The following is a 23,734-nucleotide window of genomic DNA, read 5'->3' as shown; positions in this document are numbered from 1 at the left end:
GTTGATACGCCGGCATTTTCCTGGCGGTCTTCGCCACGATTCACAGAAATTCGCGGCGGGCCGAAGAGAAAGATCGGGTGTTTCCGCCAGGTAACGCCTGTCCGTACCGGATATCTCTCTTTTTTCGAAGGAATAAACCGCCGCCCGCCTGAACATTCAAAAGAATAGACTGGCGCCCATGCAAGCGATCGTCTTCTGGAAAAATCGACGGCGCTTTCACACCGTGATTCGACAGGATACATGAATGGAGGGGACGCCCATTTAAATTAATTTTTTTGTCCGGTCAGAGAAGGGAGAAAAGGATTTTCCTGCTTTCGGTCAGTTGCCTGTCCGGTTTGCCCGAATTTTCGGGCTTTATTTTAGAAAAAAAAGGATGTCTTTACTATAAAATTTTTTCCACATAATTTTCATTGGCGGTCAAATAGTTGCCATTATTCAATGCGTACATTTTTGATTGGTTAACGGTTAATGTGCGGACGACGGCAAACACTTGTCCTTTATGCACAAGGCCGTTCCTTGCCGACCAGTCGGGCCGGCCATAGTAATAAAGATCCCGGGCCCGGACCCTTACCAGAAAACGCCCCGCTTGATCGGTGCCCTTTTTCTTCTTCAGTCCGAATGCGGCGGCCAGGCCGTTCACATGGCCGCGGGCAATTTTCCCGATGAACATCTCAGATCGCAGCTTTGTATTATCCGCCCGCGTCTCAATGGACCCGTTCTTTGTCATCACGGCCGGCATCCCGCTCTTCATCAGTTCGGAAAAATCTGCCTTTCCTTTTCCTCTGTCCGCCCAGCCGGTCGCTCGGAGAACTGCCCGATGAATGGTCGACCGGTATGTTTCCACACCATTTCCGGCTTTCGTAAAAATACAGTCTTCAAAACCCGTCCCGTCTCCGGCATCGACATGAAGGCTGAGAAAGAAATCGGCGCCCCACAAATTGGCCGCACGCACGCGCTCCTCCACTGAAACTTCCGTGTCGTTTTCCCTGCTCATTCTTACGTTTACATCCGTATATTCCCGCTCGATGATTTCCCGGATCCGGTCGGCAATCAAAAGGGTCACCTGTTTTTCCGTTAATCCGTATGCGGAAGCGCCGCGATCCTTGCCGCCGTGCCCCGGATCCAGATAGAGTTTGAATGTCATCAGACCAAGTCCTCTCTCAAACCATAATAGGATTTTTCTTTTCATTTTATTATAAAAAGTCTTTTTTGCTTGTACCTCTGCACATCACTCCGCAACCCGTTTTTTATAGAGGGAAGGGGTTTAAAATGTCCGGATGAAGTTCGATCCGGACCCCTGTTTTCTGCGGATGCACGGTCCCGGAAACTATTTAAAAAACGTCCGAAAAATATCTTTAATCGGGTGGGCAATCCTGCTACAATGTACTGAGTTGTGATTTAAAAAATGTGTGAGCGGACAGATGTTCTTCACGTCTTCTTTACTTTTTTCATTTATCCATTTTCAATCCGTCCTAAAAAGGAGTGGCTTATGCGTCAATTTACTTTAGCGTCATGCGCCTTGTATTTTCTGACCGGACTGACTGCTATTTCCATCGGATCCGTACTGCCTCAGCTGCTGGCGTATTACAAAGTCTCGTACACAATCGGCGGGCAGCTGATTTTTATTGGCGCTATGGGCTTTCTCGCCGGAGTGCTCGTTTCTTCCTATTTGAATAACCGATTCCGGCCGAAACCTTTGCTGACCGTCTCGTCTCTGATTATCGCAGGGGCTCAGCTCGGCATTCTGCTCCTCCCTCCCATTCCGCTGTTCATGGCGTTCTATTTCATAAACAGTATGGGGCAGGCCGCCATCGGCGTCGTTGTCGCCACCATGATCATTGAAGTCTTTATCGGCAGGCAGGCCGTTGCCATGAGCTATCTCGAAGTATCGTTCGGTCTCGGCGCGTTTACAATGCCGATCATGGCCAGCCTGTTCATCGCGCTGAATATATGGCGCTATCTGTTCGTTGTAACATCTGTACTTGCCCTCATTCTGGCCGTCGTTTGGACACAGATCTCCTTTTCAAAAAAAGCCGCCGTGCCGTCGGAGCGGCTGGATGCTTCCGGCCTTGCAGAATCCGGGCCGCTGCGGATGGGCCGAAAATGGATCACGCTCGGGCTGTTTGCCCTGATTGTTTTTCTGTACGGAGGGCTTGAAGGCAGCCTGAACAACTTTCTGTCATCGATTTTTATGAACTATCTGGATGTCGTGGCATACGACGCGTCGATCAGCATCGGCGTTTTTTGGGCAGCAATGGTCGTCGGGCGGGCATTAACCGGGGTGATCATACGCAGAGTTGCCTATAATATTTATTTGCTGATCAATATCTGCGGAGCGCTTCTTTCGCTGATTCTGTTTATCACTCTGAAGAACGCGCCGATGGGCTACTTTTTTGTCACGACACTCGGCCTGATGATGTCCGGCCTTTATTCGATCACGCTCGTTTATGCCAACTATTCGATCCCGGACAGCGCCCACCTGGTCACGCCGGTCATTGCCGGCCTTTCCGGTCTCGGATCGGCCGTTTTCCCTGCATTTACCGGTTTCTCGATCGACCATGCCGGTATGACGGCGACGTTATGGTCGATCGCCGGTATCGCTGCCTCCTACCTGATTTTTTTGCTTGTCATCGGCCGTACACGCGGAGACGGTCCGCGCATTTTTCATAGATTTCCGAGAAGGGGGCAGGCCAAACTTGCTTTTTCCTCCCGGGGATCAAGGTTTAATAAACCGTAAAGTGGTGAGAAAAACGAGCAGCGCGTGTTTTGACGCCAAGGACTCATGATTCCGGCCTGCAGCCGGAATTTTTTTGCATGCATTTCTTTTTTATGTGTATTATATGATATAATACACGTGAAACATATAATGTGCATGAATCCGAATGGAGGTTGTTCCATGAATGAGCGGCAGGTCGGGCCGCTCCTGCTTACGCTTGATCTCAGCCGCCCTCTTTACGAACAGATACTCACGCAGATGCGCCGTTTTATTGCCAGGGGAACGATTCATGCAGGGGAAAAAATTCCTTCTGTCCGGGAAATGGCTCATGAATTAAAAATTAATCCGAACACAGTCATGCACGCCTATCAGGAACTTGAGCGTGACGGACTGACGGAGAAAAGGCGCGGCCAGGGTACGTTTGTAACAGAATCGGCAGCCCAGATCAGACGTTTTAAAGAACGGCTCGCTTTTGATTACAGCAATCAGTTTTTAGAAAATATGTACTGCCTTGGATTCAGGTGGACGGAAATACAGTCTTTTCTGAACACGATCAAAAAAAAGAAGGGGGAACGATGAAATGTCCGAGCCGGTGATTTCCGCAAAAGAACTCACAAAAAGATACGGCAGCCGGGCTGCCGTTGAGAACCTGACACTGAATGTCGGCAAAGGGCGGGTTTTGGGCGTCCTCGGGGCGAACGGTGCCGGAAAATCAACCTTTTTCCGAATGATTGTCGGTCTTGTCCGGCCCGATAACGGACAGATCGAGGTACTCGGAAAGGAACCGGGATGGCGCAGCGATGCCGAAATAGCTTATCTGCCCGACCGTGCACGCTGGTACAGCGATTATACTGCCGATCAGGGCATCGAATGGGGGAGCCGTTTTCTTCCCGGTTTTGATCGCGAAGAGGCCGGCCGGCTTGCAGAGATCATGCGTCTTCCGCGGGATCTGAAAGCCAGCGAGATGTCGAAGGGGCAGGAAGCGCGGCTGATGCTGATTTTATGTATGGCCCGCCGCGTTCCGCTTGTGATTCTTGACGAGCCGTTTTCCGGAATAGACGGCAGCTCGCGGGAACACATTATAGACGTCCTGATTGACGCGCTCAGCGAGAAGCAGCAGACGCTGCTGATCAGCACACATGAAATTTACGAAGCGGAAGGCCTGTTCGATGATGTTGTTTTCCTGAGACAGGGACGCGTGGCACTGTCCGGCGAGGCAGAATCGCTGCGCAGGCAGTACGGCTCGATCGATGCCCTGTCAAAGAAGCTCTACCGCGAGGAGGAAAGATAAGATGGAACCGAATCTTAAATCCGTTCTCGTTCCGCTGGTCAGACATGAATTCCGGCGCAGACACCGCAGAAGGCGCCAATGGATGAGCAAACAGTGGCAGCTTGCCTACGGTCTGTTTTTCCTGGCTGTTATTCTGATTCTGACGACTTATTTTTCTTTATTTCACACGATACAGCTGAACTATATTTGGTTTGTATTTTTGGGCCTTCCCTGGGCCATGTTCGGACTCTCTATCTCCAGAATCGTACGGGAATGGAAAGGAGAAACGGTCGGATGGTGGCTGACCCTGCCCTATTCCCGGCAGACACTGATTCTGGCAAAGTTTATCGCCGGTTTAATGAGGAGTCTTCTGATTGCTCTCGCCGCCTATGTTCTGATTTTTTTGTTCGGAGGCTACGCAACGCTGATCAGTGCAAGTCTGTCTTTGCAAGATTTTGGAGTTTTTGCCGAATCGGGCCTTTATTTTTTCCTTCTCGATATATGCTTTTTTCCTCTGGCTATCGCCTTCGGTCTCCTTTACGGTACATTGATCAGGACGAAGTGGCGTCCGGCTGTCCCGCTGTTCTGGATCGTCCTGAGCATAGGCTGGGGCATGGGCTGGAGTATAGGCGACCCATCGGAATGGATACAGGCATCCGGCCAGTCTCTTCAGATACCGTCACTCCCGATCCCCGCCGTCCTCATCGGCTGGGTACTAAGCGGGCTGCTCATCATGCTTGCCGGATGGCTGCTTGAGAAAAAACTGGATCTGTAAAAAAGAAGACGGAGACACACTGATTTTTATTATCCTATGCGGGCTCCCTTAGCTCCGGAAAAACGATCTTGTTTTTTGGCCATTTCAGGTTCAGGCCACTACTCGGAACAATTGACTCGGGCCCGGAAAAGCGGAAAGTTTTCCATCCTCCGCCGGGTGAAGACACAGACTGCGGCTGATCATGAGCCGAGAGAATAATTCAGTTAATATATAAGAAATCCGCCGGAAGATTCGTTCCGACGGACTTTTTATTTGGTTTCCAACGGGATACTCGGTTCTTCCATAGAAATCTGCCAGTCGATCGGTTCCTCTCCGGCTGATTCGAGATAGTGGTTGGCCCGTGAAAAAGGCCGGCTTCCGAAGAACCCATAGCGTGCGGAAAACGGGCTCGGATGGGAAGACTTGATAATAAAATGACGGTCTTCTGTGATCAGATCCGCTTTCGCCTGGGCGTTGCGTCCCCAGAGAATGAATACGATCGGCTTTTCACGTTTATTCAGATCGCGGATCACTGCGTCGGTAAACTGTTCCCAGCCCATACCCTTGTGAGAGTTGGCGGCTCCGCGGCGGACGGAAAGCACCGTGTTGAGCAGCAGCACGCCCTGGCGCGCCCACTCGATCAGGCAGCCGTGATGCGGAATCGGGCAGCCGAGATCGTCATGCAGCTCTTTGAAAATATTCTGCAGCGACGGCGGCTGCGGCACACCCGGTTTAACGGAGAAGCTGAGTCCGTGTGCCTGTCCCGGTTCATGGTAGGGATCCTGTCCGAGGATCACCACTTTCACCTTTTCATACGGTGTGTATTTCAGCGCGTTGAACAGATCGTACATGTCCGGATAGATGGTTTTCGTTGTATATTCCTGCTTCAGGAATGTTCTCAGTTTCAAATAGTAGTCTTTCTGGAATTCAGGTTCGAGAATCGGCTCCCAGTCATTGGTCAATATATGTTTCTTCAACAGCAGCACACCTCTCCCAAATGCCCGGTCGTGATTGCGGCCGGATTTTTTAATTAACAAATCAAGACCTTTATCTGCCCGATCATGCCCCATCCTGCCGGGAAGGAATCAGCTTCCAGTTATTGTTGACTTTAGCCCGGATCACCTTTTTTTCAAGTATTTCGTTCGCTATGATTTCAGACACGTCAACCGGGATATCCTTGACAACCGGTTTATTGCGGAACATCAGATAGTCGCCGCCTCCGCCTGAACGGTAATTGTTCATGACCACATCATAGTTCCGGCCCATCTGAACAGGCTCGCCGTGATATTCCAGCTTCGTAATGCGCCTCCCCACAGGTTTCGAAATATCAATGACATAGTCGATGCCTTCCCACATATCATAATTATAGTGCTGAAGTTTCGGCGCCGTAAAGCTCTCCCCGTCTTTATGCGGCTCTCCGTCATACTGTTTGAAATAGGAAGCCGACCGTTCCAGCGCATCGAGCATATCGCGCCCGCTGATCCGGATCACTCTCAGTGTGTTCGGATAGATGTAATTAGCAACGATATCGCGCATCGACACGTCGTGCGGAAGCCCCGGCGACTCATTGTTAAACAGCGCCGTTGACGAAATATCCGCTCCCGAAACCTTCATCTGCAGGTCATTGATAAATTCGATCAGCGGATGATCGTGCATGCGGACGTCCATCGGATCGCCGACCGTCATATCCCCCTCAATCCTGCCAAGCGGTCTGTCCAGCCAGGCCTGGGTATCTTTTTCATAGCCGTCCGTCAGCTTGAGCAGCTCTCTATCCTCGGGTACGGCGCGGACAGAAAGAAGATCCGACACTTTGCCGGTGATGCTCCAGCGTCCGCCTTTTCTGACCAGATCAAGCGTCACTCTTCCAAGAAAAGAGCCGTTCGAACCCGGTTGAACCACGGTTACACCCTTAATTTGCCGGCCGCCGATCAGACGGTGCTGGTGTCCGGTCAGCAGGACGTCAATATCCGGCACCTCCATGCACAGCCGGTATCCCTGATTTTCCCCGGTGGGCTTTCCCTCAGTTTCGCTCGTCTCCAGATTCCGCTCAAAACCGCCGTGATAGGACACGATAATAATATCTGCCCGCTTCCGTTCTTTCAGGACCGGCACCCACTTTTTTGCCGCCTCAACCGGATCCGCAAACTGCATATCCGGAATATTTTCCGCATTTTCCCAATTCGGTATGTATTTTGTTGTCAGTCCCAGTACAGCAGCCCGCAGGCCGTTTGCAAATGTTTTTATAATATACGGCCTTCCAAAAAAGGGCTTGCCGGTTTTGCGATCCAGTATGTTGGCTGCGAGCCACGGAAATGCCGAATTTCGCACAGTTTCGGCAAGCAGGCCGATGCCGAAATCGAATTCATGATTGCCGAATACAGCGCAGTCGTAGCCGAGCCGGTTGGCCAGCACGATCATCGGGTTCGGCCGCCGGTCATCAAAGCGGGCATAATAATAAAGGAGCGGAGTTCCCTGAATCATATCACCGTCGTCAATGAGGAGGACATTCGGGCAGGCTTTTCTCTCCCGGCGTACAAGAGTGGCAATCCTGCCCATGCCGAGATCCCTTCGTTCATTGTTGGCGTAGCTGATCGGATAGATGTTCCCGTGAACATCGCTCGTTTCCAAAATCACCAGTTTCATGGTTTCCATCTGCAGTCCTCCGTCCTCTTTTCATACTACCATGACGTCCCGCGTCTGTCGGCAATAAAACCGTCATTGCCTGTAAAAATTTTCTTTTAATCTTTATCCGGGCGGGCAGCGAAAAATGTTTCTTACGCCCGGATACGATGAAGCGAATCGTCACGCCGGTCCGTTGCCGATCGGCTATAATAGAAAAAGGTGTCTGTAATCAAATAGTCCCATTATGATCCGATGCACGCAGATGATTCATTTTTTAACAAGATCGTCCATCTTTTTCAGATACGAAACGGAGGTGTCTTCATGCGGTTTCGACATTATTCAGCACTTGCCGTTCTGTTGGTCTCCGCGCTGCTTATGCTTGCGGGATGCGGAAGCAGGCAGCCGACGGCGGAAAGCAGATTTCAGGCGTATGTTAAGGCATGGCAGAGTAAAAATTTTACAGCAATGTACGGGTTTCTTTCAAAAAGTTCTCAAAAAACGATCAGCAAGTCGGCTTTTGTCGCACGTTATCAGAAAATCTATAATGGCATTTCAGCCGGAAAAATGACGGCAGCCGTTCAGAAAACGGATCAGGAAAAAAAGAATGCCGTATCTTTTAAAGCGGCCCTCGCAACCCTCGCCGGCCCGGTCAGTTTTTCGCAATCCGTTCAGATGACGCAGGAAACACGCAACAACCGGCAAAATTGGTACGTGGACTGGCAGCCTTCGCTGATTCTGCCCGGATTAAAGACAGGGGACACCGTCAATGTCGAGACCGTGCCGAGCAAGCGCGGTGAAATTCTCGACCGCAACGGACAACCGCTCGCTATAGACGGAAGCGCAGCGAGCATCGGCGTCGTTCCCGGTCAATTAGGGACAGGGAGCGGGAAGGCCCGGACAATCAGCAGGCTCGCCCAAATTCTCGGCGTGTCCGTTCAGCAGATCAACGACGCGATGGCCGCTTCATGGGTTCAGGCCGACAGCTTTGTTCCGATTAAAACCATCGGCGCCGGAAACGTCAGCCTGATCAGGCAGGCCACCTCGCTGCCCGGCGTCGTCCGGACAAACGTTGAAAGCCGGATTTATCCGGACGGCCCGGCGAGCGGACATCTGACCGGCTATGTCAGCCAGATAACGGCCGAACTGCTTAAAAAGAATCCAAATGCAGGATACAGCGACACATCCGTGATCGGAATCACCGGGCTGGAACAGCTTTTTGAAAATCAGCTTCGTCAGCACGACGGTGCCACGATTGCCCGGCTTAATAAATCCGGCAAGCAGACCGGCATCATTGCCAAAACGGCGCCGAAAAACGGCCGGAACATTCAGCTGACCATCGATCGGAATGTGCAGGATGCGCTCTATCAGGAAATGAAAAACAGCGCCGGTTCAGCCGTAGCGATCAATCCGAAAACAGGCGATATTCTCGGGCTGGTCAGCACACCGTCTTATGATCCCAACAGTTTCGCTCTCGGCATCTCCGCCGCAGATTATGCGAAGCTGAGCAACGATCCGATGAAGCCGCTGGAAAACCGTTTTGCTTCCGCCTCCGCTCCCGGTTCGGTCTTCAAGCCGGTCACGGCTGCCATTGCGCTTGACCGCAAAGCCATTAATCCGGCACAATCGGTTGCAATCAACGGCCTTAAATGGCAGGACAGCAAGTCATGGGGAGATTTCTATGTCACCCGCCTCGACAGCTCGCCAAGTGTCAATCTCGAGCAGGCGCTGTACCTGTCGGACAATATCTATTTCGCTCAAACCGCTCTGAAGATCGGCGGTCAGACCTTTGCGGCCGATGCCAAAAAATTCGGATTCGGCGAGACGCTGCCCGTGCCTTATCCGATGCAGCCGTCAACACTTTCCAGCAGCGGAAATCTGAATGATTCGCTGCTGCTTGCCAATTCCGGATACGGTCAGGGCGAGGTCAGCGTCAATCCCCTGCATCTGTCGCTCATCTACTCCGCGTTCGTCAATGACGGAAGTATCATCAAACCGCGCCTGATCAAGACTGACGCGCCTGCGGAAATGTGGAAAAAGAACGTGATGTCGCCGGCAACGGCCCGGCTTCTCAACCAGGATCTGATTCAGGTCGTCAGCAACCCGGCCGGCACCGCCCATGACGCTCAGATTAACGGCCTCACCCTTGCCGGGAAAACCGGAACACCCGAGTTCAAGATGAAGCAGAATCAGGCCGGGCGGGAAAACGGATGGTTTGTCGCCTACAATACGGACAATCCGCGGCTGCTTGTCACGATGGTCGTCGAGAACACTCAGAATCAGGGCGGCAGTCACGCGGTTACACCGAAAGTCAAAAATATTTTCACGGATTTGCTGAAATAATAATCGCGCAGCCGATTTAGAGAGAGGCTTTCTTACCCGGGGCCTGCTGTTTTCAGCAGCTGGGAGTCCCACTGCCTGAACCAGCCGATAGCACTCCGGTATCGCTCTCCCCATCCATAGGCCGCAAAAAGACAGGCCCGGAATCACATTATGATTCCGGGCCTGTCTTTTAATATAACAAAATGAGGATCAGCTCATTCTCGCTTTGACATAATCGAGTACGTCTGCCGCCGTATCCAGATTCAGGATCGCTTCTTTATGCTTGGCCACTTCTTCCTTGGACAACTTCAGCAGCTGAGTTCTTGCCGGAAGAATCGATGTCGCACTCATGCTGAACTCATCAAGGCCGAGGGCGAGCAGAACAGGAATGGCTGTCGCATCGCCGGCCATTTCGCCGCACATGCCTGCCCAGTGTCCCTCTTTGTGTGCCGCATCAATCACACGGCTGACGAGGCGGAGAATCGCCGGGTTCAGAGGCTGGTACAAATAGGAAACATGCTCGTTCATCCGATCGGCTGCCATCGTATACTGAATCAGATCGTTTGTGCCGATGCTGAAGAAGTCGGCTTCTTTGGCAAAGCGATCCGCCAGCACAGCGGATGCCGGGATCTCCATCATCATCCCGACCTCAATGTCGTCGGAAACCCGGGTCCCTGCAGCAACAAGCTTGTCCTTCTCTTCAAACAGAATCTTCTTCGCTTCACGGAGTTCATTGACGGTCGCGATCATCGGGAACATAATCTGCAGTTTGCCGAATACGCTTGCTCTCAGCAAGGCGCGAAGCTGGGTACGGAATATATCCTGACGCTCCAGGCAGAGCCGGATCGCGCGGAAGCCCAGGAACGGATTCATTTCCTGTGGAAGCGGCAGATACTTCAGCTTCTTATCGCCGCCGATATCAAGTGTCCGGATCACTACCGGTTTTCCTTCCATTTTTTCGAGAACTTCTTTATATGCTTCGAACTGCTCATCTTCCGACGGCAGGCTGTCACGGCCCATATAAAGGAATTCCGTCCGGTACAGTCCGATCGCTTCGCCGCCGTTGTTGGCAACTCCGGTTACGTCGCCCGGATTGCCTATGTTGGCGCCGAGCAGGACGCGAACGTCATCTTTCGTTTTCGTCGGTTCATTGACCAGCTTTTTCCATTCTTCCTGCTGTTCTTTAAAGGCGGCCTGCTTCGCGCGATATTCTCTAATTTCTTCCTCGCTCGGATCGAGAATGACCTCGCCGTTCAGGCCGTCGACGATGACAAGCTGGTCCTCCTCTGCCTTTTCAAGCACCGTTTTTGTGCCGACAACGGCCGGAATTTCCATCGAACGGGACATAATCGCCGAGTGAGATGTGCGGCCGCCGACGTTCGTTGCAAATCCTTTGACGTATTTACGGTTGAGCTGAGCCGTATCCGAAGGGGTCAGATCTTCAGCTATAATGACGGCTTCTTCCGTGATGCTTGCCGGAGACGTGAAAGAAACGCCGAGCAGATGGGCCAGGATCCTTTTGGACACATCGCGTACATCTGCCGCTCTTTCTCTCATGTACTCATTGTCCTTCATACTTTCAAAAGTCTGAATAAAAAATGTCGATACATCCTCAAGCGCGGCTTCGGCGCTGAGGCTTTCATCATTGATCTTATTGGCGATTGCGCCGACAAACTCCGGATCGCTGAGAAACATCAGATGGGCGGCAAAGACATCGGCTTTATCTTTGCCCAACTCTTTTTCAGCAGTTCCCTTTATCTCTGTCAGTTCCTTTTTTGAGATTTCGAGCGCGGCATCGAGCCTCTTTTTTTCAGCCGCTTTGTCGTCGACCGTTTTCCTCTCAAAAGTCAGATCCGGATTTTTCAGAATAAACGTCTTAGCAATGGCAATGCCGGCAGATGCGGCAATACCCTTAATCTTTTCAGTCATGATCAGACTCACCCAGCCCTTCAAATTTTAAGAATTCAGCGATTATGAAACCGCTTCTCGTCAGATCCGTCGCAACCTTGCGATCCCGCTGCCGGCCAGATTATCGATGACAGGCACGGCTGCCTTGATTTCCGGCCTTTGTCCCGCGGGCTGTGAAGCGTACCGGATCGCTTCTGTCTGCCGGTGTGCAGCTTCCGTAAATGACGATTTCACAGGCCTTTGTAAATTTTTTTCATTACTTGCAAGCCATTTACGGCTATTTTTTACACCGGAAAGCATGACACTAGTTATTATAGCAAGTCGTCATTTATATTGAAAGCGAGTGCAATTTCTTGTATAAGATTTGTCACAATTAGGGGCTGATAGGGGCCGGTTCCGCGTAAAGCAGAACAGGGATTTCTGCCCTGTTCCGTTCCTCCATAGCCTTTTATTTTAAATATTGCTGACTTTTATCTGAGGCAGGAGTTCTTCTACTTTTTCCCTGCTGCACAAATCAACCGAGAAAGCCGTCGCACTTCCGGCAGCCGCGCCTTTCTGAAAAGCTTTCCGGAAGCTGCCGCTGACAGCGTATTCGGAGAGGAAACCGCCGACCAGAGAATCCCCGGCGCCGACAGAGTTTCTGAGCACGCCCTTGGCAGGAGGAGCGAAAAGATATTCGTCTTTATCTATGTAGACGGCTCCCTTTCCGCCCATGGATACGATGACATGCTCGATTCCTTGATCGACAAGTTTCTTCCCATATTTTTTCACATCGTCGGCAGATTTAATCATCACGCCGAAGTACTCGCCGAGCTCATGATGATTGGGCTTAATCAGAAACGGTTTAGCCGTGACGACCTCTTCGAAAGCCTCGCCGCTCGTATCGACCACGACTTTTGCCCGGCCGGCAGCGACTTTTTCAATCATGTCCTTGTAAATTGTTATCGGAAGGGTGCCGGGCACACTGCCCGACAGCACCAGAATGTCTTCCGCCGTCAATCCGGCGATTTTCGCAAAAAGCGCGTCCAGCTGGCTGTCCGTAATCTGCGGAGCGACGCCGTTGATCTCTGTTTCCGTGTCGCTTTTCAGCTTCACATTGATTCGCGTATCCCCGTTCACGGGGACGAAATCCGTTTCGATACCCTCTCCGGCGAGCTGCTCCTTGATAAAATTGCCGGTGAAGCCGCCGATGAAACCGAGGCATTTTGACGTCTGTCCCAGATGATTCAGCACCCGCGATACATTAATCCCTTTCCCGCCGGGCATTTTTCGATCCGTTTCGACATGATTCAGTTCTCCGGCCCTGAAATGGTCGATCTGCAGGAAATAGTCGACTGCCGGATTCAGTGTGCATGTATAGATCACCAGTGATCAGCCCCTGTTCATCTGTTATTATTTCCGTACCCCGCCGGACTTGGTTTCATGATTCATTTATTGGGGGAGCAAAGCGATAAAAACATACAGGCGGAAGGATACAGTTTGCCTGATCATTTTCCCTCTTTATTGCCGGTTTCAACCTTTCATCGCTTTTGCGGACCATACGTTCCATCCGTGTGATTCACTTCGGTTGCTGCAGCCGTCCCGCGCAGGAACCGGAAATCAATTTTTGACCCTCCCAAGATATTTATTATAAAGGGATAATCAGTCAATATCAATCAAATTAGATCACAAAGCAATCAAAAAATGCCAGTCGTTTAAACGGGGCAATGGAGAAATCAATCCATTAAAAAAAAGACGGGATTCCCCGTAAGGATGATCCCGTCCGCTTTTCGTTTTTAATTTTTTTTTTGTGTTCTATTTAATAACATAGGCAAGAATCCAGATCGAGCCGGCAACCATGGCAAAAGCTACAAAGATGCCGAACAGGAGACCGAGAATCTGGTGCACCGGTTCGGTGCCTTCAGTTACATGCATAAACATGAACAATTGAATCAGCGCCTGGAAAATCGCCAGTGCGACAATAATCGTCAGCGTGACATGAACCGGCAGAGAAAGGCCGACTGCCACCCACAAAGCGAGAAAGGTCAGTGCCAGCGAGAGGATCAGTCCGATAACCTGTTTCCAGGGAAAACCTGTCTGTTCCTGTTTGATTGCCTGATTTTCATTTTCATGCATTTTAAATCACCAGCCCTGTCAAATAAACTGCTGTGAAGATGAAGATCCAGACGACGTCAAGAAAATGCCAGTAAAGGCCGACCATAAATGCTTTTCTTGCGGTAACGGCTGTGATGCCGCGCTGCGCAAGCTGGATGATGATCGAAGTCACCCAGACAATCCCCAGCGACACATGGACGCCGTGCGTACCGAGCAGGACGAAAAACCCCGACAGAAAGGCGCTTCTCGTGATCGGTGCGCCTTCGTGTACGGCATACGAATAAAACTCATTTGCTTCGAGGCCAATAAAGGCGAGTCCGAGAATCACCGTCACAACCAGCCAGCCGATCAGTCCTTTTACATGATGGCGGCGCAATTCAAGCGTACCGAGGCCGCATGTAAAACTGCTGACCAGAAGGATGATCGTTTCGGCCATGACCGGATTGATTTTAAACAGATCCCTTGCCGTCGGCCCTCCCGCGGTATGGCTCTGCATCACCAGATAACTGGCAAACAATGTACCGAAAAGAACCAGTTCGGCGGCAAGGAAAATCCAGAATCCGACGATGCGAAGATCTCCCTCTTCTGTCGAGTACTCCAGAGGCATGTTCTTTTTGTCTTTTGCGTCCAGGATGGATTCAGCCATTATGATAACCTCCCCGCAGCGCGCTCAGTGCGTTCAATTTCGTCAACCGAAATGTAATGGTAATCATTGTAAACAAAGGAACGAACAATCATACAGATGGCGACGGCGACGAGTCCCGGGATGCCCATCCAGTACCATTTGAACACGAATCCGAATCCGGCCACAAACATAAAGGCCGACATGATGAACGGAATGCCTGTGTTATTCGGCAAATGGATCGGTTTAAACGGCCGCTGCGGTTGCTTCCCGCCCTTTCTCTTTTCCTCCTTTATGGTTTCAAAAGCATCGCGCGTCGATACGGTCGGAATATGGGCAAAATTGTATTCAGGAGCGGGAGAAGCGGTCGACCATTCGAGCGTACGGCCGTTCCACGGATCGCCTGTCGTGTCTCTTTTTCCATGAATGGCGCTCCAGACGATATTCAGTGCCATGATGATAAAGCCGAGGCCCATGCCGAACGCACCGATTGTGATGATGAAGTTGATCGGCCCCCAGCCGAGTCCGGCCGGATAAGTGTACATACGCCGCGTCATGCCCATCAGCCCAAGGAAGTACATCGGCATAAAGCAGATATTGAACGAAATCATAAATATCCAGAACGACCATTTACCCAGCTTTTCATTGAGCAGATAGCCGAATATCTTCGGCCACCAGTAATGGAGGCCGCAGAAAATTCCGAAGACGGTGGCCGCAATCAGCGTACTGTGGAAGTGGGCGACCAGAAAATAGCTGTTGTGGTACTGATAGTCGGCAGGCGCCATTGCCAGCATGACACCGGTAATCCCGCCGACCGTAAAGTTCGGAATAAATGCAAGGGCCCAGAGCATCGGCGTTGTAAACTCTATTCGTCCCTTATTCAGGGTAAACAGCCAGTTGAAAATCTTTACACCGGTCGGTATCGCAATCAGCATTGTCGATATCGAAAAGAAAGCATTGACCGGCGCCGTATTGCCCATCGTAAAGAAGTGGTGCAGCCACGTGAGAAAGCTCAAAAAAGAAATGGCGACCATCGACCAGACCATGACGACGTATCCGAACAGTGTCTTATGGGCGAACGTCGCAATCACTTCAGAGTAAATGCCGAACACCGGAAGCAGCACGATATAGACCTCCGGATGCCCCCAGAACCAGAACAGGTTGGCCCAGAGCATCGGCGAACCGCCGGCAGCTATCGTAAAGAAATGGGCGCCGAAAAGACGGTCGATCGTCATCAGTGCAAGAGCAACGGTAAAAGCCGGGAATGCGAAGATGATGATCACCGATGTGATCAGAACCGACCACGAGAACATCGGCATTTTAAATAATTTCATGCCCGGTGCGCGCATTTTCAGAATGGTCACCAGAAAATTGATTCCGGTCGCGAGCGACCCGATACCGGAGATCTGGACACCGATCAGATAATAGTTCTGCCCGACTCCCGGATTCAGTTCCGCCCCGGCAAACGGCGCGTAGCTCGACCAGCCGGCGTCCGGCGAACCGCCGATGACAAAGGACAGGTTGAAAAGCATCGCACCGAAAAAGAACAGCCAGAAGCTCAACGCGTTCAGGAAAGGATACGCAACGTCGCGCGCACCGATCTGAAGCGGGATGGCAATATTCATCAGTCCGAAAAGAAACGGCATGGCGACGAAGATAATCATGATCGTGCCGTGTGTGGTAAAGACCTGGTCATAATGTTCCGCACTAAGAAAATGCATATTGGGCAGCGCCAGCTGCGTGCGCATCATCAGCGCATCGATGCCGCCGCGGAACAGCATCAGCAATGCGGCAATAATATACATAATGCCGATCCGTTTATGATCCACGGTCGTCAGCCATTCGTCCCAGAGCCATTTCCACTTTTTCAAATAGGTCAGGACAAAAATGATTCCGATCGAGACAAGAGCAATGGAGACGTCTGCTCCGTAAATCATCGGATCGCCGGTAACAAAGAAGTGGCTGAGAAAATTTGTGATATTTTGCATTACGGGTTGTTCCCCCCTTTCCCGCTATTACCCGACATGTTCATACCCGGCATGGAATCTGAATGATCCATGGATGTTCCCGATTCTGTACCTTCCATTTGTGCCTTGTTCAGGTTCTTTTCGATTTCTTTTGGGTAAGATGAGAAGGTCATCGGTTTCACACTGTCCGGTTTCAGCAATTGCTTGTACTTGCTCATCGTCAGCGCAGGCTGATTTTTCTTGACGTCGCTGACCCAGCTGTCAAAATCAGACGACGACTTGGCAAGGACGTTAAACGTCATATGTGCAAAACCCTGGCCTGAATAGTTTGAGCTCCGCCCGGCGTACGTTCCCGGCTTATCCGCCTGCAGCCAGACATGCATTGACATGTCCGTCATTGTGTATTGTTGTCCGCCGAGTTCCGGAACCCAGAAAGCATTCATGGCGTCATAAGCATGGAGACGGAAATTCACCGGAATCCCGGCTGGAATCACGACATAATTCACGGTTTCGATATTCTGGCCCGGATAGCGGAACAGCCATTTCCAGTCAGCGGACGTCACATCGATTGTCATCGTTTTGCTGTTAAGAACGGCCGGAGCCTTAGCCGTCGCTTTCGGCGGATCGTTGAGCGCATAAAGCGTCCGCACGGTCGGAACAGCAAGCAAAATACAAATCACGACAGGCACAATCAGCCAGATGATTTCCAGTTTTCTGTTTCCCGTATCATTCGGATCAAAACCCTTATTGTTTTTACGCCCAAACCGGACAAGTACATAAATATAGATAATGAGAACAATTGCTAAAACCAGACTCATCATGATCAGCGACCAGACGATCAGATGATATTGCTCCCGGGCCACGGGTCCCTGAGGATTAAGAACAGTAATTTTATCTGAGCATCCGGTCAGCAGGACCAATAACGGCGCAAGAACAGCCAATCCTTTCATCTTGAAGTTTTTCATCATTGTCTCTCTTTTCCCCCCTCCTGTTTCTGCCGAATTTTGGGCCCCTCTTTGAGGTAAATTCCGATAAGCATTCACATTATAGCATAAAGGCGGTATTTTATCTCAGTAGGGGCCTGATTGCTGTGACTAAAATTACAAATAGACTTTTTTCGACAAAAGATAACACATTCGTCACTCGCGTGTCACACTATGTTCATACTTTCCCAAACAGTTTTCATTATAATGGAAAAGGCCAAAATTAGAAAGCGTTTACATCATTTATTTTTTTAATGAATTTTCTCACCTGGCAGACGTGGTTTGGGAATGCACCGTCCGCCCTTCTGAAGGCCAATAAATTAACGCGGGCCATGATTGACTTTTTTGGAATGCCCGGACAGAGGTTTGAATTCCGGAAAATAGTCAGGACTTTTCTTTCGTCCTCTGTCTATTCATATAAACCGTGCCGGAAATCGTCAGTAGATAGCTGAGTATCACCAGTAAAGCTCAAAGAATCGGCGGTAAATTGCGCTTTACTGATTCGCCGGCGTTTCCCGGCGATTTTAGTCACGATTCACAGAACTTCGCGGCAGGCCGAAGAGAACGATCGGGTGTTTCCGCCGGGTAACGCCTGTCCGTGCAGGATAGCCCTCTTTTTCAGCGGAATAAACCGCTCTCCGCATGAACATTCAAAAGAATAGACTGGCGCCCGTGCAAAGTGATCGCTTTTCGAAATAATTAGAGGGTACCCGTGTTTTTTTAACTACGGGTACCCAGCTCATTGTCCTGCTGTGCCTGTCGTCAATTGATGATCGGCTTTTTCTGAGACCATCTCGCGAAAGACAGATAGCGTTTTCACGCAATAAAGCTCCTGTGACAGTCGATAAACTTCTGTCACGGCTGATCAATCGGGTGTACCTGCTGAAGACCGATTAAGCATCGTTGACGACCGAAAAGCCGGGTGTAACGACCGATAAACTCCCTGGGACGACCGATAAACAGCTGCTAACGGTCGATCATGCACTAAAATCCGATCCATGCAGCCGAGCCGCCGGCCAGTATCGGTCCGAGAATTCTTGTCCCGAAAAATTTGTTAATCGACCTGAAACAGCAAGCTATCGCCCCAAAATGATCGCGATTCACCCGATTCCGGCAAAGTATCGCCCTCGGCAAGAGTTTATCGCCCCGAAAAAAGAATGAATCGCCCTGGAACAGTGAGCTTTCGCCCTAAAATGGGCTCGATTCACCCGATTCCGGCGGAGTATCGCCCCGGCAAGAGTTTAACGACTGAACTCCTTGCCACAGTTGATTCAATCAATCAGGTACAATCTTGATGTTCCGATTATTCGCACTTATTGATTCCGGTCCGTTTATTGTTGATAGCCCGGCGACTCCTGCCATGATTCACAGAACTTCGCGGCAGGTCGAAGAGAACATTCGGGTGTTTCTGCCGGATAACGCCTGTCCGTGCAGGATAACCCTCTTTTTCAGCGGAATAAGCCGCCGCATGGATATTCAAAAGGATAGACTGGCGCCCGTGCAAAGCGATCGTTTTTTGGAAAAATCGACGGTGCCTTCACCGCCTGGCTGTCGTCCATGCCGGGCGCACAAGAAAGGGAGCGGATATTTATCCGCTCCCTGAAAGAATAGAATCAACTTTGTCACGGGATAATCAGGTGCTGACCCGGAAATATGAGGGTCAATGACAGATTGTTGGCCCGCATCAGCCGGTTCACCGTAACACCGTGAAGTGTCGCAATTTCCCAGAGGTTGTCGCCGGCTTTGACCTGGTAGCCTCCGCCGGATGAGGCCGACGAAGATGACGCAGTCGAAGAAGACGTGACTTTCAACTGCTGACCCGGATAGATCAGATTCGAGCTGAGGCCGTTCAGCGATTTCAATGCCGAAGCGGAAAGACCGTGGCTTTGTCCGATCGCCCATAGGCTGTCGCCGCTCTTTACCGTATAGACGGAAGACGACGAGCTCGTTTGCCCGGACGACGAAGACGACGAAGCAGCTGCAGATGCCGACGAAGAAAGCTTCAGCGTCTGACCCGGATGGATCAGATCCGAGCTGAGGCCGTTCAGCGATTTCAGCGTCGAAACAGAAAGGCCGTGGCTTTGTCCGATCGCCCACAGGCTGTCGCCGCTTTTCACCGTATAGAAGGAAGACGACGACTGCGACGAGACGCTCTCGCTTTGCGTGGCTGCCGCTGCCGGCCGGGCTGCCGCGGTGCCGATAATGCGGCGTGCCGTGACAAACTTCGGCGCCCAGTAGCCTTCCGATCCTCCTCCGCTGAAAACATTGGTAATATGTACCCCGTATGATGTCTGCGCACTGATCATCTGGCCTTTGCCGGTATAGATGCCGACGTGCTGGATACTGCCGTCTCCCGCTGTATCAAAAAAGAGAAGATCGCCCGCCTGCAGGCTGTACTTGCTCACCGCGATCCCCTTTGTTGCCTGATCCGCGGCTACCCTCGGCAGCGTAACACCGGCCGCCAGTTTATAAATCAGCTGTGTAAAAGAAGAACAGTCAAACGACGAAGTTGAAAAAGCAGGTGCACCGTAAACATAAGGCCTTCCCTGAAATTGTGACGCCTTGTTGACAATGTCCTGCCCGGTCGCCGCAAAAACGGACTGCCCGGTTGCCGTAAAAACAATCCCCCCGACGATCGCAGCAGGCAAAACATATTTATTCATAAAACCGGCCTCCAATCGTTTTCTTAGTCCGTATCGCAAGTCCCGGTGACAATCGGCCCCATACCGGAGACTATGGACAAAATACCCAGCTTATTTCTATAATAACACTTTATTAGAGTCATAGATTGGCAGAATTTTTCGCTTTCAGGAGATCCCTCCATACGCGGAAATACCCGCTAATTATTGAACTGTTTCGTATTTTTTATCGGCGTGCTTCTCTAAAAGGTTTAGGCCCAAACAAAAAAACCGGTCGGATAGAACCGGTTTTACTGATAAATATACATGATTTATGATTCTTATGTCGCGCGTCTCTCGGAGAAGGACCTTGGCCTCAGTCTATTTTTTGAAAAAGGCTTTTATATTCTCCGTAGCCTTCGGATTCCAAATCTTCTTCAGGGATGAAACGGAGCGCTGCCGAATTAATGCAGAAACGAAGCCCTTCCGGAGCCGGCCCGTCGTCGAATACGTGGCCGAGATGCGAATCTCCCAGCATGCTGCGCACTTCGGTCCGGATCATGCCGTGGCTTGTATCCGTCCGTTTAACAAGCCTGCTCTCGCTCAGAGGTTTTGTAAAACTGGGCCAGCCGCAGCCCGCATCATATTGATCTGTCGACGAAAACAGCGGCTCCCCGGATACGATATCCACATAAATGCCATCCCGGCGATTGCTCCAGTAGGCATTGTCGAAGGGCCGCTCTGTCCCGTTTTTCTGAGTCACTTCGTACTGAATGCTATTCAGCTCTTCCCGCAGTGCCTTCCGCTCCTTTTTCACAAGCCAGTGCTTCCTGATAAATTCGTCGCGGCCCGAACCTTGACGATACAGCCGGTAATGCAGCCCATTTTTCCTATAATAATTCTGGTGATATTCCTCGGCGGGATAAAAAGGGCCTGCCGGGACAATTTCCGTAACAATCGGTTTCCTGAATTTTCCGCTTTGTTCCAGTGCCTTTTTTGATGCTTCCGCCAGACGTTTCTGCTCCCCGCTGTGGTAAAAAACAGCCGTCCGGTAAGAGGAACCGCGGTCGTGGAACTGGCCGCCGGCATCCGTCGGATCGATCTGCTGCCAGAATAGCTGCAGAAGTTTTTTATAGGGGTAGACAGACGGATCAAAGGTAATCTGCACCGCCTCCGCGTGTCCCGTTGTTTCAGAGCACACCTGTTCATAAGTCGGATTCTCTGTGCTTCCGCCCGTGTAGCCCGATACAACCTTGATAATCCCGGGCTCTTCGTCAAAAGGATGCACCATGCACCAGAAACAGCCGCCGGCAAATGTCGCTTTTTCAATCATTCGAATCCCTCCTTTCTTAAAATGTACCTTATTGGGGCGGCCAATTGCGAACACCTTGCTCGTTTTGGTCTGATTATAGTTTTTTCGGCGCATTCTTACTATAATAAATAAAAAGTGTATTTTTGATACAGGGGGGTCGTTTTAATGACAGAACATTATAAAGCGATGACGGTCGCCGGTTCGGATTCGAGCGGCGGCGCAGGAATGCAGGCAGACCTGAAAACATTCCAGGAACTCGGCGTGTACGGGATGACGGCGCTGACCAGTATTGTCACCATGGATCCGTATCACAATTGGGCACATTCGATAACTACTCTGGGGGCAGACCTGCTGCAGAAACAGCTGGACACCATCGTTGCCGGCATCGGCATCGATGCGATGAAAACAGGAATGCTCGGTTCGCCGGCAATTATCCGGACAACGGCGGCCGTGATTGAAAAGCACCATTTAAAGAATGTCGTCATCGATCCGGTAATGGTCTGCAAGGGGGCAGAAGAAGAACTGCAGCCGGAGCTGCAGCCGGAAAATACGGAAGCAATCCGCGAGCTGCTGATCCCGAAGGCGCTGATCACGACACCGAATCTCTATGAGGCCGCAAAACTCGCCGCTACCCCGCGGATCACAAATGTCGATCAGATGAAAGAAGCCGCGGCAAAGCTTGTGGCTCTCGGTGCGGCATACGCGCTGGTCAAGGGCGGAAGCAGGCTGCCAGACACCGATCAGGCAATCGACGTGCTTTATGACGGCAAAAATTTCGAGATCGTCGCCAGTGAAAAAATCAATACCCCGAACATTCACGGCGCCGGCTGCACCTATGCCGCCGCCATCACAGCCGAACTGGCTAAAGGAAAACCGGTAGCGCAGGCCGTTAAGACTGCCAAGGCATTTGTCACGGCCGGAATCAGAGAGTCGTTCAGCCTGAATCAATACACAGGGCCGACCGACCACAGCGCTTATAAAAGACAGCTGATCGGCCGTTGATCCTTTTTGAAGATATACCGTTCGTTAATAAGTGATCATCTTGATCGGGACGGAGGAACTTATGACCGAAATCGCCAATATTTTTTGCGTGGGGAGAAACTACGCACAGCATGCCAAAGAACTGAACAATACCGTCCCCGCTGCACCGATGTTCTTTTCGAAGCCGACGCACGCAGCCGCCGAAGCCCGGGGACAGACGATCGGGCTGCCGGGAAATCAGGGCGACGTCCACTATGAGGGCGAATGGGTCGCCCATATCGGACGTGCCTTCAGTCCGGGACTGGCGGCCGACGAACTGATCGACGGAATGGCGCTCGGCATCGATTTTACTTTACGGGATGTCCAGAGCGAACTGAAGGAAAAGCAGCAGCCCTGGCTGCGGGCAAAGGGCTTTCTGAATTCCGCCGTCCTGACGCCGTTCATTCCCTTCCCGGGAGTGAAAGCCTGCCTGAAAACCGATTTTTCTCTGTGGATGAACGGAAGAGAAGTGCAGCGCGGCAATATCGGACAAATGATTTTTGATCTGCAGACGCTGATTGATTTCTGCGGCAATCATTACGGGCTGGGCGCGGGTGATATTATATTTACGGGAACTCCGGCGGGTGTCGGCAAAGTCGCGGACGGCAGCAGCTTTTCGCTGCGCTGGGGACGGGAGCCTCTCGGCGAATGCACAATCGCGCTAAAACGGTCATGAAAAGGAGAACGGCGGAAAATCGGCAGCTTGTCTCTATCCTTCTTCCTGTCCGTCATCAACGACAAATCCGAGCGCACGCAGCGGGCCCTTGGCCATGATCAGAAATAATCTTCTGGCAATCTCCTCCTTTGAGATGCTCATGTCGTTCTCGAACCACCAGCTGACCAAACCGAGCATGGCGGAGGAAATAAAAATCGGGACAATTTCGAACGTCACCGGATCGGACGTGCCATGCAAAGAAATCAGGCCGGGCACTTCACTGTAGAACCTTTGCAGAAAACTCTTCTGTACCCTGCTGCGGAATCCGGGAATGCCCTCGTTAAACAGCATCGCCCGAAAAAACAGTTCATGTTTCTGAAAATGGCCGAAAATGCCAGTGACAAAGCCGACCACCTTCTCAGGGATCAATCTGCTGTTCTCAAAAAAATTTTCCGGATGAAAATGAGTGATCAAAGCAGTCAGACCGCCGTCCATGACCCGGCCGAGCAGGTCGAACTTGTCCACATAATGCAAATAAAAGGTGCCGCGGCTGACATTTGCCCCGGCAGCAATATCTTTCACCGTAATCTCGTTAAAATTTTTCCGAAGCAGCATTTCCAGAAATTTAGATTCTATCGCTTCTCTTGTCTTGACGGCCCGGCGATCCGTTGACTCCGGCTGCATGGTTATCGCCCCATTTATTTTTGATTGGAATAACAGGTAAAAATCTGTGCGAAATTGTTCGGGATGTCAGAACGGCGCCGTTTGAATAGATGAGCCGTTCCCGGCCGTTGTTGACAAGGGCGGCGCTTTTGAGGTATTTTTTCTGTTATCAGACATTCTTACTGCAAGTGTCTATTAATGATCATTTTCT

19 protein-coding genes are annotated in these 23,734 nt (G+C 51.1%); 7 read left to right on the top strand and 12 right to left on the bottom strand.

What is annotated here, in order from left to right:
• Positions 1 to 382: 382 nt before the first annotated feature.
• Positions 383 to 1,144, bottom strand: coding sequence for an N-acetylmuramoyl-L-alanine amidase (locus tag Q6A92_RS11150; RefSeq protein WP_332238212.1), 762 nt, complete (start codon positions 1,142 to 1,144; stop codon positions 383 to 385).
• 345 nt (positions 1,145 to 1,489) lie between these two features.
• Here Q6A92_RS11150 and Q6A92_RS11145 point away from each other — a divergent pair, with 345 nt between their 5' ends.
• The 4 genes from Q6A92_RS11145 to Q6A92_RS11130 all read left to right on the top strand — a co-directional run bounded on the left by Q6A92_RS11145 (position 1,490) and on the right by Q6A92_RS11130 (position 4,761).
• Entirely contained in the window at positions 1,490 to 2,737 is a 1,248-nt protein-coding gene (locus Q6A92_RS11145) for an MFS transporter (RefSeq protein ID WP_332238211.1), read from the top strand.
• Between the two features lie 159 nt (positions 2,738 to 2,896).
• Entirely contained in the window at positions 2,897 to 3,295 is a 399-nt protein-coding gene (locus tag Q6A92_RS11140; protein WP_332238210.1) for a GntR family transcriptional regulator, read from the top strand.
• Position 3,296: 1 nt separating this feature from the next.
• Positions 3,297 to 4,007: an ABC transporter ATP-binding protein gene (locus tag Q6A92_RS11135; RefSeq protein WP_274398981.1), complete on the top strand. Its 711-nt coding sequence runs from the start codon at positions 3,297 to 3,299 to the stop codon at positions 4,005 to 4,007.
• Between the two features lies 1 nt (position 4,008).
• On the top strand, positions 4,009 to 4,761 hold the full coding sequence (locus Q6A92_RS11130) for an ABC-2 transporter permease (RefSeq protein ID WP_274398983.1): 753 nt from the start codon (positions 4,009 to 4,011) through the stop codon (positions 4,759 to 4,761).
• A gap of 248 nt (positions 4,762 to 5,009) precedes the next feature.
• On the opposite strand, the gene Q6A92_RS11125 is transcribed toward Q6A92_RS11130, so the two are convergent.
• Positions 5,010 to 5,717: a uracil-DNA glycosylase gene (locus tag Q6A92_RS11125; RefSeq protein ID WP_274398984.1), complete on the bottom strand. Its 708-nt coding sequence runs from the start codon at positions 5,715 to 5,717 to the stop codon at positions 5,010 to 5,012.
• An 82-nt stretch (positions 5,718 to 5,799) separates the two neighbouring features.
• A complete protein-coding gene (locus Q6A92_RS11120) occupies positions 5,800 to 7,392 on the bottom strand; it encodes a bifunctional metallophosphatase/5'-nucleotidase (protein WP_332238208.1) in 1,593 nt (530 codons plus the stop codon).
• 291 nt (positions 7,393 to 7,683) lie between these two features.
• Here Q6A92_RS11120 and Q6A92_RS11115 point away from each other — a divergent pair, with 291 nt between their 5' ends.
• Complete coding sequence (locus Q6A92_RS11115; RefSeq protein WP_332238207.1) at positions 7,684 to 9,702, top strand: penicillin-binding transpeptidase domain-containing protein; 2,019 nt, start codon at positions 7,684 to 7,686, stop codon at positions 9,700 to 9,702.
• 189 nt (positions 9,703 to 9,891) lie between these two features.
• Here Q6A92_RS11115 and ptsP read toward each other — a convergent pair whose 3' ends face one another.
• The 8 genes from ptsP to msrA all read right to left on the bottom strand — a co-directional run bounded on the left by ptsP (position 9,892) and on the right by msrA (position 21,206).
• Positions 9,892 to 11,610 carry a phosphoenolpyruvate--protein phosphotransferase gene (gene ptsP / locus Q6A92_RS11110; protein ID WP_332238206.1) on the bottom strand — a complete coding sequence of 573 codons (1,719 nt, stop codon included), beginning with the start codon at positions 11,608 to 11,610 and terminating at the stop codon, positions 9,892 to 9,894.
• Positions 11,611 to 12,042: 432 nt separating this feature from the next.
• Positions 12,043 to 12,954: a 1-phosphofructokinase gene (gene pfkB / locus Q6A92_RS11105; RefSeq protein WP_332238205.1), complete on the bottom strand. Its 912-nt coding sequence runs from the start codon at positions 12,952 to 12,954 to the stop codon at positions 12,043 to 12,045.
• Positions 12,955 to 13,383: 429 nt separating this feature from the next.
• The gene (gene qoxD / locus Q6A92_RS11100; RefSeq protein ID WP_332238203.1) at positions 13,384 to 13,704 is read right to left on the bottom strand and encodes a cytochrome aa3 quinol oxidase subunit IV; all 321 of its coding nucleotides are present in this window, start codon (positions 13,702 to 13,704) and stop codon (positions 13,384 to 13,386) included.
• A 1-nt stretch (position 13,705) separates the two neighbouring features.
• Complete coding sequence (gene qoxC, locus Q6A92_RS11095; RefSeq protein ID WP_274398992.1) at positions 13,706 to 14,329, bottom strand: cytochrome aa3 quinol oxidase subunit III; 624 nt, start codon at positions 14,327 to 14,329, stop codon at positions 13,706 to 13,708.
• Positions 14,329 to 16,293, bottom strand: coding sequence for a cytochrome aa3 quinol oxidase subunit I (qoxB, locus tag Q6A92_RS11090; protein WP_274398994.1), 1,965 nt, complete (start codon positions 16,291 to 16,293; stop codon positions 14,329 to 14,331). Before qoxB ends, qoxC begins: the two co-directional genes overlap by 1 nt.
• Positions 16,293 to 17,237: a cytochrome aa3 quinol oxidase subunit II gene (gene qoxA, locus Q6A92_RS11085; RefSeq protein ID WP_274398996.1), complete on the bottom strand. Its 945-nt coding sequence runs from the start codon at positions 17,235 to 17,237 to the stop codon at positions 16,293 to 16,295. The genes qoxB and qoxA overlap by 1 nt, the downstream gene beginning before the upstream one ends.
• A 1,640-nt stretch (positions 17,238 to 18,877) precedes the next feature.
• Positions 18,878 to 19,918, bottom strand: a complete 1,041-nt coding sequence (locus Q6A92_RS11080) for a LysM peptidoglycan-binding domain-containing protein (RefSeq protein ID WP_332238200.1) — start codon at positions 19,916 to 19,918, stop codon at positions 18,878 to 18,880.
• A gap of 331 nt (positions 19,919 to 20,249) precedes the next feature.
• Positions 20,250 to 21,206: a peptide-methionine (S)-S-oxide reductase MsrA gene (gene msrA, locus Q6A92_RS11075; RefSeq protein ID WP_274398999.1), complete on the bottom strand. Its 957-nt coding sequence runs from the start codon at positions 21,204 to 21,206 to the stop codon at positions 20,250 to 20,252.
• Positions 21,207 to 21,350: 144 nt separating this feature from the next.
• On the opposite strand from msrA, the gene pdxK reads away from it, so the two are divergent.
• Positions 21,351 to 22,187 (top strand): pyridoxine/pyridoxal/pyridoxamine kinase, encoded by an 837-nt coding sequence (pdxK, locus tag Q6A92_RS11070; RefSeq protein WP_332238198.1) that lies wholly within the window; start codon positions 21,351 to 21,353, stop codon positions 22,185 to 22,187.
• A gap of 61 nt (positions 22,188 to 22,248) precedes the next feature.
• On the top strand, positions 22,249 to 22,881 hold the full coding sequence (locus Q6A92_RS11065) for a fumarylacetoacetate hydrolase family protein (protein WP_332238196.1): 633 nt from the start codon (positions 22,249 to 22,251) through the stop codon (positions 22,879 to 22,881).
• Positions 22,882 to 22,914: 33 nt separating this feature from the next.
• Here the strand turns inward: Q6A92_RS11065 and Q6A92_RS11060 are convergent, their stop codons facing one another.
• Positions 22,915 to 23,544, bottom strand: coding sequence for a TetR/AcrR family transcriptional regulator (locus Q6A92_RS11060; RefSeq protein ID WP_332238194.1), 630 nt, complete (start codon positions 23,542 to 23,544; stop codon positions 22,915 to 22,917).
• Positions 23,545 to 23,734: the final 190 nt, after the last annotated feature.

This window comes from Sporolactobacillus sp. KGMB 08714, from assembly GCF_036598985.1.
In the GTDB taxonomy this organism is placed as follows: Bacteria; Bacillota; Bacilli; order Bacillales; family Sporolactobacillaceae; genus Sporolactobacillus.
The sequence above is the reverse complement of the archived record's forward strand: the minus strand, read 5'-3'. Positions and strand labels throughout refer to the sequence as shown.

Excerpts from the sequence above, each read along its gene's own strand:
- qoxA (WP_274398996.1), bottom strand. The coding sequence starts at position 17,237 with ATGAAAAACTTCAAGATGAAAGGATTGGCTGTTCTTGCGCCGTTATTG.
- Q6A92_RS11080 (WP_332238200.1), bottom strand. The coding sequence starts at position 19,918 with ATGAATAAATATGTTTTGCCTGCTGCGATCGTCGGGGGGATTGTTTTT.
- Q6A92_RS11145 (WP_332238211.1), top strand. The coding sequence starts at position 1,490 with ATGCGTCAATTTACTTTAGCGTCATGCGCCTTGTATTTTCTGACCGGA.
- qoxC (WP_274398992.1), bottom strand. The coding sequence starts at position 14,329 with ATGGCTGAATCCATCCTGGACGCAAAAGACAAAAAGAACATGCCTCTG.
- Q6A92_RS11060 (WP_332238194.1), bottom strand. The coding sequence starts at position 23,544 with ATGCAGCCGGAGTCAACGGATCGCCGGGCCGTCAAGACAAGAGAAGCG.
- Q6A92_RS11120 (WP_332238208.1), bottom strand. The coding sequence starts at position 7,392 with ATGGAAACCATGAAACTGGTGATTTTGGAAACGAGCGATGTTCACGGG.
- msrA (WP_274398999.1), bottom strand. The coding sequence starts at position 21,206 with ATGATTGAAAAAGCGACATTTGCCGGCGGCTGTTTCTGGTGCATGGTG.
- pdxK (WP_332238198.1), top strand. The coding sequence starts at position 21,351 with ATGACAGAACATTATAAAGCGATGACGGTCGCCGGTTCGGATTCGAGC.
- qoxD (WP_332238203.1), bottom strand. The coding sequence starts at position 13,704 with ATGCATGAAAATGAAAATCAGGCAATCAAACAGGAACAGACAGGTTTT.
- qoxB (WP_274398994.1), bottom strand. The coding sequence starts at position 16,293 with ATGCAAAATATCACAAATTTTCTCAGCCACTTCTTTGTTACCGGCGAT.
- Q6A92_RS11130 (WP_274398983.1), top strand. The coding sequence starts at position 4,009 with ATGGAACCGAATCTTAAATCCGTTCTCGTTCCGCTGGTCAGACATGAA.
- Q6A92_RS11140 (WP_332238210.1), top strand. The coding sequence starts at position 2,897 with ATGAATGAGCGGCAGGTCGGGCCGCTCCTGCTTACGCTTGATCTCAGC.
- Q6A92_RS11065 (WP_332238196.1), top strand. The coding sequence starts at position 22,249 with ATGACCGAAATCGCCAATATTTTTTGCGTGGGGAGAAACTACGCACAG.
- Q6A92_RS11135 (WP_274398981.1), top strand. The coding sequence starts at position 3,297 with ATGTCCGAGCCGGTGATTTCCGCAAAAGAACTCACAAAAAGATACGGC.
- Q6A92_RS11150 (WP_332238212.1), bottom strand. The coding sequence starts at position 1,144 with ATGACATTCAAACTCTATCTGGATCCGGGGCACGGCGGCAAGGATCGC.
- ptsP (WP_332238206.1), bottom strand. The coding sequence starts at position 11,610 with ATGACTGAAAAGATTAAGGGTATTGCCGCATCTGCCGGCATTGCCATT.
- Q6A92_RS11115 (WP_332238207.1), top strand. The coding sequence starts at position 7,684 with ATGCGGTTTCGACATTATTCAGCACTTGCCGTTCTGTTGGTCTCCGCG.